The sequence below is a fragment of the Vibrio sp. ZF57 genome, from assembly GCF_001691235.1.
GTDB lineage: Bacteria > Pseudomonadota > Gammaproteobacteria > Enterobacterales > Vibrionaceae > Vibrio > Vibrio crassostreae_C.
In genome coordinates, this window is the sequence record NZ_MAKD01000137.1 from 107,087 (window position 1) to 115,887 (window position 8,801).

The 8,801-nt window shown below is 41.0% G+C and carries 10 protein-coding genes; 7 read left to right on the plus strand and 3 right to left on the minus strand.

The window, feature by feature from the left end:
* The 5 genes from A6D97_RS22270 to A6D97_RS20390 form a co-directional block, all read left to right on the plus strand.
* The coding region (locus A6D97_RS22270) for a transglycosylase SLT domain-containing protein (RefSeq protein ID WP_240492712.1) at positions 1–562 on the plus strand (562 nt) is incomplete at its 5' end.
* A gap of 78 nt (positions 563–640) precedes the next feature.
* On the plus strand, positions 641–811 hold the full coding sequence (locus A6D97_RS22080) for a hypothetical protein (RefSeq protein ID WP_170791834.1): 171 nt from the start codon (positions 641–643) through the stop codon (positions 809–811).
* A gap of 2 nt (positions 812–813) precedes the next feature.
* On the plus strand, positions 814–1,620 hold the full coding sequence (locus tag A6D97_RS20380; RefSeq protein ID WP_017062041.1) for an ETEC_3214 domain-containing protein: 807 nt from the start codon (positions 814–816) through the stop codon (positions 1,618–1,620).
* Between the two features lie 58 nt (positions 1,621–1,678).
* A complete protein-coding gene (locus tag A6D97_RS20385; RefSeq protein ID WP_017062040.1) occupies positions 1,679–2,656 on the plus strand; it encodes a DHH family phosphoesterase in 978 nt (325 codons plus the stop codon).
* A 245-nt stretch (positions 2,657–2,901) separates the two neighbouring features.
* Complete coding sequence (locus tag A6D97_RS20390) at positions 2,902–3,828, plus strand: LysR family transcriptional regulator (protein WP_065585141.1); 927 nt, start codon at positions 2,902–2,904, stop codon at positions 3,826–3,828.
* Between the two features lie 132 nt (positions 3,829–3,960).
* Here the strand turns inward: A6D97_RS20390 and bcsG are convergent, their stop codons facing one another.
* From bcsG to bcsE, 3 genes are read right to left on the minus strand one after another with little or no spacing between them, the layout of a single operon-like run.
* Positions 3,961–5,589, minus strand: a complete 1,629-nt coding sequence (gene bcsG, locus A6D97_RS20395) for a cellulose biosynthesis protein BcsG (RefSeq protein WP_065585142.1) — start codon at positions 5,587–5,589, stop codon at positions 3,961–3,963.
* Entirely contained in the window at positions 5,589–5,765 is a 177-nt protein-coding gene (locus tag A6D97_RS22085) for a hypothetical protein (protein ID WP_170791835.1), read from the minus strand. The genes bcsG and A6D97_RS22085 overlap by 1 nt, the downstream gene beginning before the upstream one ends.
* A complete protein-coding gene (gene bcsE, locus A6D97_RS20400; protein WP_065585143.1) occupies positions 5,762–7,345 on the minus strand; it encodes a cellulose biosynthesis protein BcsE in 1,584 nt (527 codons plus the stop codon). The genes A6D97_RS22085 and bcsE overlap by 4 nt, the downstream gene beginning before the upstream one ends.
* A 476-nt stretch (positions 7,346–7,821) precedes the next feature.
* On the opposite strand from bcsE, the gene A6D97_RS20405 reads away from it, so the two are divergent.
* Both A6D97_RS20405 and bcsQ read left to right on the plus strand, forming a co-directional pair.
* The gene (locus A6D97_RS20405) at positions 7,822–8,019 is read left to right on the plus strand and encodes a hypothetical protein (RefSeq protein WP_065585144.1); all 198 of its coding nucleotides are present in this window, start codon (positions 7,822–7,824) and stop codon (positions 8,017–8,019) included.
* Positions 8,016–8,798, plus strand: a complete 783-nt coding sequence (bcsQ, locus tag A6D97_RS20410; protein ID WP_083190255.1) for a cellulose biosynthesis protein BcsQ — start codon at positions 8,016–8,018, stop codon at positions 8,796–8,798. The genes A6D97_RS20405 and bcsQ overlap by 4 nt, the downstream gene beginning before the upstream one ends.
* The last annotated feature ends 3 nt before the right edge of the window (positions 8,799–8,801 follow it).

Consider the following 8,801-nt stretch of genomic DNA (forward strand, 5'->3'; position numbering starts at 1 on the left):
CAAAGTTAAGCTTCCTGAGAACAGCTTAAAAGCGCGCGCGAGCAAGTACAGTGCGTTGGCTGAAAACGAGAGTAAAAACTGGGAAGTTGATGCTGCACTGATTATGGCAATCATGCACTCGGAATCGGCGTTCCGTCCGGATGCGAAATCACACGTGCCTGCGTTTGGTTTGATGCAAGTGGTACCAACCAGTGCGGGTCATGACGTTAACAAACAAGTCCGTAATATCGACGCGCCAATGAAAGTGGCGGATCTGTATCAACCAGTTATCAACGTAGAAACAGGTACGGCCTATTTAGACATCCTAAACAGTAAGTATCTTCGCAAGATAAAGAATGACGAAAGCCGTTTGTACTGTGTCATTGCCGCATATAACACTGGTGCGGGTAATGTGGCTAGAGCGTTCAATAAAGATCGCTCCACCAGTATTGGCAAAGCATCGAAGATTATCAACCAGCTGACGCCTCAACAAGTCTATGATCAGCTAGTGGTTAATCTGCCGTACGACGAAACCAAAAATTACTTGAAGAAAGTAAACAGTCGTATCGCTTTGTATAAGTAATAAATTAGTTAAGCAAAACAAACAAGTACATGTCATTGGCATGTACTTGGATTACCAGTTAATGAATTGAGAGTAGCAATGTTTAAAATTTTCGCTTTAGTATTTATCGGTATCGGCATTTATCTTGTTCTTAATTACAGCGATGAAATTGAAAGCACCATGGACACGGATGCTTTTGAGCGAGTTCAAGAGAAGGCTGAAGATGGTACAGATGCGCTAATGGATAAAATCGACGAGATCAAAGGTTAAAAATGTCTGAAGAGCAAAACAAGGATATTCAAAAAGATATACAGGAAGAGTTACAAGAACTTCAAGACACTCAAGAGTCTCTGTTGGAAGAGCAGAAGAAGGGCGGTATGGCACGCACTATCGGCTTAGTGTCGGTTATTTCCATTGCTTTGGGCGGCTTTAATGACAGCTTTGACGCGCTAGAAAAGATGTTCGATTTTGGTCTTTCTCAAATGACAGACATTCCATCGCATAGAAAGTTGGACAAAATCTATATTCGTTCATCTGCCGAAACCTTAGACCAAACATTTGGTGCGCCTGTTTATATTAAGCGCGCTACAACGGATGATGTGATTAAGTACTACCAGGACGACAACTTCATCCTTTCTGCGATTACTCGAGATAATGCGATCGTCGCTTATCTGGTCTTCCCAAATGAAGACTTTGCTCCAGAAACATTCGAGCATGCAGGTGGTTCTGAGTTTTTTGCACAGACGTTTAGTTCTATTGAAAGTGTCAATGAGATCCGTGCATCGTTTGCAAGAACAGGTAACTACTACATTGAAGAGAATAATGGTGGCGAATTTGGCTACTTGTACTCATCAATCAGTGGTGCGAGTGAGTTTATTTCGCCGATGTCACAAGAGAACAGGAAGTTGCTTTCGGAAGTGGTAGACGCTTTAACAATGGACGAGAACGTTGTAGAAAGCGTACAGTCTTTACGTTTGAATGCGAAACCTAATTTCTATGGTTACAGTACGTTAGGTGTGGGGGCTTTAGAAGAAGCTATTTTGTCTAACACCGAATATCGTTTAATTCATAAGAGTTAACCATTAACGCATCAGTTCTAGCTTATGATCAAGCTAGAACTTTATTAGCAGTGGGATTATGGCAAATTTAAAGTTCGAAAGCTTTCTAGAACGGCTTAAGGGTGATGACAGAATCATTATTCAAGCTCATGACTTTCCTGACCATGATGCGATTTCTTCCGCATACGCCTTAGCATACTTATTAAAAAGCAAAGGGTTGCGCCCATATATTACGTTTCATGGTTATATAGATCGAGTGTCACTCAGGAACTTAATAGATTGGCTAGATATTCCAATCTATCAGCCAAAAGATTTGAAACTACAACCGGATGACAAGGTTATTGTTGTTGATGGCTGTATTGGTGAGAAAAATGTCATCGATTTTCCGGGGCTTGAGGTCGGAGTGATCGACCACCATCAAGTGAAAGCACCTGATTTTGTATGGTATTCCGATATACGTTCAAACTATGGTTCAACAGCAACCATAATGGTTGAGTATTATCGTTATTTTTCTCTGCAGATGCCCCAAAATATTGCGACAGCACTATTGGTTGGTCTGAGTTTTGATACCGCAAACTTTACCCGAGGGGTAGGGACTGCAGATCTAAAAGCATTGTTGTATCTTCAAGCGAAGGCCAATAATGATATGGTTAACAAAATTTGTCGTAATCAAGTAGAGTTCCATGAATTAAAACTTTTCTATTCCATGCTCGATAGCTTACGTCGTGAAAAAAACGCAGCATTTGCTGTGCTTCCTGAAGGTTGCCCTAAAAATATGCTTGGCGTGTTAGGTGATTTCTTGCTGAGTGTTGATGAGCTCGATATTGTTGTTCTCACTGCTAGAAATAGAGAGAAGACCTTTATCTCTCTCCGTTCAGAGTGTTCAAAAAACAATGTCGCGAAGATAGTTAGAAGGGCCCTTAATGAAAAAGGGATTGGTTTTGGCGGCGGGCACCCTCATATGGCTGGCGGCATTATCAACAAACAGTTTGAATTCAGCAGTGAACTTGCTTGTGTTTATGACTTGATTCGACCGAACCTTTTACTTGATGCCTAAGTCCATCAGTGAAAATGATTGTTGCTCTACAAGAAGTAACAACTCAAAGGTGATGACGAAAGTTGTCGCCTTTGTTTTATCGACAGCAAGCTAAAACACGTATATCAGCCTTTGATGTGATGTCTTGAAGTGACTCGGTGCACAAGTTAGAAAGTGCAATTACAATCTTGATAAATTGGGATATATGTTCGTAGTAAAATTGTGAGACGCTTGATCAAGTGTTAGTCGAATCACAAGGAAGTTGAATGCACCACTTTAATATCCGTGCTCTTGAGTATTTAAATGCGTTGTCAAAATATGGGTCGTTACGTAAGGCATCTAAGATGATGAACGTTGACCCTGCCGCGATGAGTCGAATGCTGACACAGTTAGAAGCGCAAGCGGAAATGAAAGTATGGGAGCGCAACAACCGCCAATCTCTGCTGACTGAGGCGGGGAACGAACTGTTGAACTACTATCGCTCCATTGTTCGTGGAGAGGCGGCAGTGCTTGCTCGACTAACCAAGCTTAAAAACCTCAAGGGCGGTAATGTTAGCATCGCGATTGGAGAAGGATTTATTACTAACTTGGTCTCTAAACCGATGCAAACCTTCATGACTCGTTATCCTGATATCAATCTTTCTATTGAGATCGCAGGGGCATTGGATGCAGTCAAGATGTTGGAAGATCAACAGATAGACTTTGCGATAACCTATGCGTCTGCACCACATCCTAAACTGCACTCTCACGTTGAACGCAGCCATCCGCTCGAATTGATTGCTCCGAAGGGGCACTTCCTTACGATGAAAGATGCACCAGTGGTAATGCAAGATATTCAAGACGCTTCTCTCGCCTTGATCGATAACTCGACCGGCATGGGGAGGCTGGTAAAGCAGGCTGAACAAATTTCCCATCTTACCTTGCAGCCAAAGCTACAAACCAATTCGGTCACTGCACTGACAAACTTTGTTTCAGCAGGGTTGGGCGTCACCTTTATGCCTAAACTCACTGTGATCGATGAGATAAAGTCAGGGCAGATAGAAGTGGTTGCGACCGAGTTGGAGATGCTATCGAAGGCGACGGTTAAGGTTCAATCTTTGAAAGGCCGTGAACTAACGCTACAAGCGGAAACCTTGTTAGATTTCTTACTCGAGAACGCCACTTTCTTGAGTCATGACGCTTACAATCTTTAAGTTGAAGTAGGTTGGTGTGCATTTAGATTAAACAATCTGATAATGGTAGGTATTAAAAAGCCAGTGATTGAAATGCACTGGCTTGTATTTTAATTGTCACAATTTTATGTATTGACAGAGCCTGACTAATGGCTATTTATTTGGGTATTCAATCCAACTAGAGCCATCGAGAGTGATGTAGTACTTTCCATCTACCTCCATCACTGTCGACCCCGAGTTCTGTGCCACTAGAGGTGTTTCTGGCAGATTTTCAGCTAATTTAGCTGGGGTGAATTGGCGGCGACTATAGATATCTTCTTCTAAAATATTGGCAACCAATTGCGAAAGCGCTAGATAGCTTGAAGGTGCTTTAACATGCTCGGTTTCACCATTACGCTCAATATTTTCTCCAAAAATTTTAATGCCAACCGGGGTATGTACAATTGCAGGAGCGGGTATTTCTCTCATACCTTGTATTTGCATTCTATCACCGCGCATACCTGCTCCGTGTTCTGGTACGAGAGCAACGACGATATTGCGTTTCGACGCTTCAAGTTGCTTGAAAAAATCGTAAAGGTCATCAAGTAGGTTCTTCAAACGTTTTTTATAACTGATCATTGAAGTACTGGATTTTGAATTGATGATTCTATTGCCATCATGCAATGATATTGAATTATACAGTGCGACTACTTTTTCGTCGTTGCTATTGAGCCTCTGCTGTATCCAGTTATCTAGGACTTGTTTGTCTCTGAATATCGATGAGCCATCAAATGACTTTTGGTAAGGTTTAAATCCTTCTTGAGACATGAGGTCTGTTTGTAAATCCCCATCCTTCTTAATTAGCTCGAGGAAGCTGTCGAATACACCGTTATGGTTCATTAACAGGTTCTCTTCAAACCCCAGGTTTTTCAAGTTATCAAACAGGTAGCATTGGTTCGATGGCGCTGATGCGAACAGTTGGCTGTGTTCTTGCTGTCCGCAGCTCGCTCTTAAGAGTCGAATAACAGCAGGACCACTGTACGAGGTGCCAGCACTGAAGTTATCGAACATGATGTCGAACTCTTTAAACAATGGATGGTTTGCTAATCCAGCAATCTCTATATCGTCCCATGCAACAGAGCAGATACTTAAGAACAGTAAATCAAACGGTGCACCTGCATTAGTGTCCTGACTAAACGAGACAGAGCGAGACGCTTCTTTTTCGAAAAAGTCGGCTGTCATTTTGTTGAGGGACTGATCGTTTATTTCAGCAATTTGCGGTTGTTCTGGACGTTGCTCTGCAGGAGTATTCTCTTGTGGTAAATCTGAACTAACAACAACTTGAGCAGAAGAGTCGGTATTGTCCGGCAGGCTGACATAAAGCATCGCGATAACGACAAAGACTGAGACGCGCAAAAATTTACTTAGAATGAAATAACCCGCACATAGTGTGAATAAGCCAACGAGAGTTTCGAGTGAAACAAATCTACCCATAAGCTCAATAAGGTATCCGATTTCAAACTGGATCAATTGTCCCGCTTGTGCCCAAAGCCTATCCAGTGGAGGAAGGTAAGAGTCATAATGTAACAGCCAAGCTGCTATCACTATGGCTATTAGGTGGCGAAATGCGTTGATCGGTTTCACTGTCACTGGGAGCAGTATAAATAGTAATAAAGCGAAGTTTTCAACTGGGTGGAAGTCAATTGTCCCTTGAGCGAAAAGGGCTACTTTTGCGATAAAATAGATATTCCACCAACCTAAACTTAGGTTTGCATAAATGGAATCCTTAACATGAGGTTTCATTATTTAAGCTTCTTATTTTTAGTGATAATGACATCTTGTTCGAAATATCGTGAACGAGTGAGATGACGTTGATAAAAGCGTTTACCAAACTCAATAGCATCGCGCAGAAAGTACCCCAGTAGCACCCCGATAGAAATACTGATGCTTGCCGTAAGCAGAAAATCGTTAATGTTCATATGTTTCCCTTAGAGGCGATGACTGTTTTTATAGCGAATAGGGGATGTATGTCAGCAATGGGTTGAGAAATATCTGAAAATATTTTTTGTTCTGTCGTTAATTTCGATACTTCAGGTGAGATTGCAGTTTGATCTTCAATGATGTGCAGTAGTTCGGCTTCGATATCATGTTGAGTATCATAGGTTTGAACCGTATGGAACAGATCGCGAATAGGAAACTCGAAGATGTTGTTCAGCGCAACATTGATATCGTTATGACGGATAGCACTAAAAAGAACATACAGGGCATTATTACAGGCGGTGACAATATCACCGTCTCGGCGAATATGGCACAGTCGCAAGCATTCCTCTGGGGTCATTCCGGGTAATAGATTAAGCTTTATCAGTGCAAATCGAATGCTTGAGCGTGATGACATTGCAATAACATCGCTACAATAATTGGTGAACTCTTTGTTGAGCAAGTAGCCTTTGTTGCCGAACTTAAGATCATATTTGAGCAGTGATTCAACATTTATAGGTAAGGATCGAGTCGACACCTGGCCTTGTATGGCCTCGACCTGAGTCATAAAGCGCATGTGAGGAACTTGAACTGGACAGATCAAATTGACTCCTGCCCGCAGTAGAAATTTTTCATCTGTATATCGCAGACACTGGTTGGTCTCACGAATAACTATTTTTAACTGATTACCCGCTTTAGCTCGCAACCTGTAACAGTCGATAGCTAGCTGCCTGACTTCACTTTGATCGCCACAACTAAAGATCACGGTTGATGCTCTTGGACTATCAATCATGCTCAATAGTGTTTGATTGTCATTGGCTAAATGCACGCTTTTGGGCGCCTTAACGCCCTCACCTAAAACTTCTTTACTGACATAAATCCGATCGCTGTCCGCTCTGTCTTCAGTAGTGCCTGCAGAGTTTAGGCTCTGATTCAAAGTAGCTTCCAATTGATGGCTGTTTGAGCTCGTTAGAATATATTCACTATCTGACTTAACCCCATGTTTGTTCGACCAAAAATCAACGAGGTAATTATAAGTTGACTCGTCTATTGGTGTCATAGTCGCTAACCCAGCTATATATCGGTTATTCGTCAGCAGTTTAGGTTTTAATATGGATGTTGCAAGGTTCCCATAAATACACAAACTGATGGCTAGGTTTTTGTTAATGGCCAACTTTTCGATGTTTCGTAGAAACTCATTAATTTCATTGTCATTACAATGAGCGAGTAAGGAGTCATGAATAAATAAAACATAAGTAGAACCTGCCTTTACATTCACCCTGTAAATGTCTCTGGATAGCAAAATAGGATTAATTGTTTTCTTTGACTGATGGTTATTAACAAAATACATTTGATCTAGTGATGTATTTGCTAAGTTATTGATCTTTGAGATGACTTCGTCAGTGATACCAGTCAAGAATGTTTCTTTGTCTGTGAAGATTGTAAGTGATGTGTTGTCTTGATTTTTTAGTAAGTTGAATAAGGAATCAATTGCTAGTCGCTTATGAGTAAACAAATTGACGTATACAGATTCATACTCTCTTTCACTGATGGTCACCGGTAATCCATGAATCGAGTGCATAAAGTTCCTTAAGTTCAGTGGTTGATTTATCAGCTGGTAAGTAGAATATAACGAAGGGAGTTATACTCTAAAGCTACGCAACTAATTTATGACAATAAAATGACGTAGATATTTTAATCAAGTTTGATCGAAAATTAAAATAGAGATATTATAATTTTTCAAAAAGTCATGTATCACACCGTATATCATAGTCATTGCTAATGGATGTTCCCATGTTATTGATTTTAAATATAGACATTTAATAAGCAGTGACAACTTGGCTTTAAATTGGTCATTACTCAATACCTAAGAAGACACCATCTATTAAATGGAACGAGTACGAATCAAGGTTCCACGGTTCATTTTTTAAATTCTACTAAGATTCTGCGCATAGGTTTGTGCGTTAAATTGTTATCAGCGTAATGGATACAGACTTAAGGAATTGACAGGAACGTCTTTACCTCTGTGTTTTTGTGCTTTTATTTTGGAAATATCGAGTGGCTGAACCAGCAAAAGACATTAATTCGATCTACGCTTCATATAACTTAACTGAACATCAGTATATCGAAATGACAGAGAATGAGTCTTATACACAAGTGAAAAGTAAGTGGTTAATATTTCAATCAAAGCGAGTCAACGATACCGAACATTTTGTTGGTAAAAAGCAGACAGGTTTAGAAGCGAAAGCGATATGAAACGTCTCGTTTTTGTTAGCTTGCGCGGTGGTTGTGGCTCTACGACTATTACTGCGAATCTGTCTCAGGCTTTAGTGAAGATCAATAAGCAAGTACTGGCGATAGATGCTTCACCAGAGAATTTAATGGGGCTTCATCTAGGCCTCATTAATGACGAGCACGACGGGTGGGCAGCAAAAGTGTTGCACAATCTTTCCTTATTTGAAGCTGGTTACCAGAGCCCACAAGGCGCGGTGTTCCTTCCCTTCGGTCAGTTGCCCTCCAAACAACAGAATCAATTCGAACAGAATAGAGCTCAGTTCCTGAACTCATTAGTTGAAACCACGTTAAATGCGAGCGAAGAGCAGGGTGAACAGTGGCAATTGTTCCATTCGCAGCTTTCTGATCTAAACAACCTATTGGCCAACGACGCTATTGATGCAATAGATGCGGTATTTCTTACAATTACGGCCGATGCACTTAGCTATAGCGCACTTCAATCGTGGATTCAAAATCATCCACTCTTTCATGACTTAGTCGCTATGGGTAAACTCCGAATTCTCATTAGTCACTATCAACCAGAAACTGAAGTAGGGCGTGATTTTATGTTGGTTTTGAAAAAAGAGTATGGTCGAATATTAGTGCCAGTACTGATCCATCGTGATACTGCCTTACTAGACTGTGTTGCTAACCTTACTACTGTTCAGCATTTTTCCCCGATTAGTCAGGCTGCTAAAGATTTTCAGTCTCTCGCTTTCTGGTGCGTTTCAACTTTTTCATCTAAGCAATCCCAGGGCTAACTT

Excerpts from the sequence above, each read along its gene's own strand:
- bcsE (WP_065585143.1), bottom strand. The coding sequence starts at position 7,345 with ATGCACTCGATTCATGGATTACCGGTGACCATCAGTGAAAGAGAGTAT.
- A6D97_RS22085 (WP_170791835.1), bottom strand. The coding sequence starts at position 5,765 with ATGAACATTAACGATTTTCTGCTTACGGCAAGCATCAGTATTTCTATC.
- A6D97_RS22080 (WP_170791834.1), top strand. The coding sequence starts at position 641 with ATGTTTAAAATTTTCGCTTTAGTATTTATCGGTATCGGCATTTATCTT.
- A6D97_RS20380 (WP_017062041.1), top strand. The coding sequence starts at position 814 with ATGTCTGAAGAGCAAAACAAGGATATTCAAAAAGATATACAGGAAGAG.
- bcsG (WP_065585142.1), bottom strand. The coding sequence starts at position 5,589 with ATGAAACCTCATGTTAAGGATTCCATTTATGCAAACCTAAGTTTAGGT.
- A6D97_RS20390 (WP_065585141.1), top strand. The coding sequence starts at position 2,902 with ATGCACCACTTTAATATCCGTGCTCTTGAGTATTTAAATGCGTTGTCA.
- bcsQ (WP_083190255.1), top strand. The coding sequence starts at position 8,016 with ATGAAACGTCTCGTTTTTGTTAGCTTGCGCGGTGGTTGTGGCTCTACG.
- A6D97_RS20385 (WP_017062040.1), top strand. The coding sequence starts at position 1,679 with ATGGCAAATTTAAAGTTCGAAAGCTTTCTAGAACGGCTTAAGGGTGAT.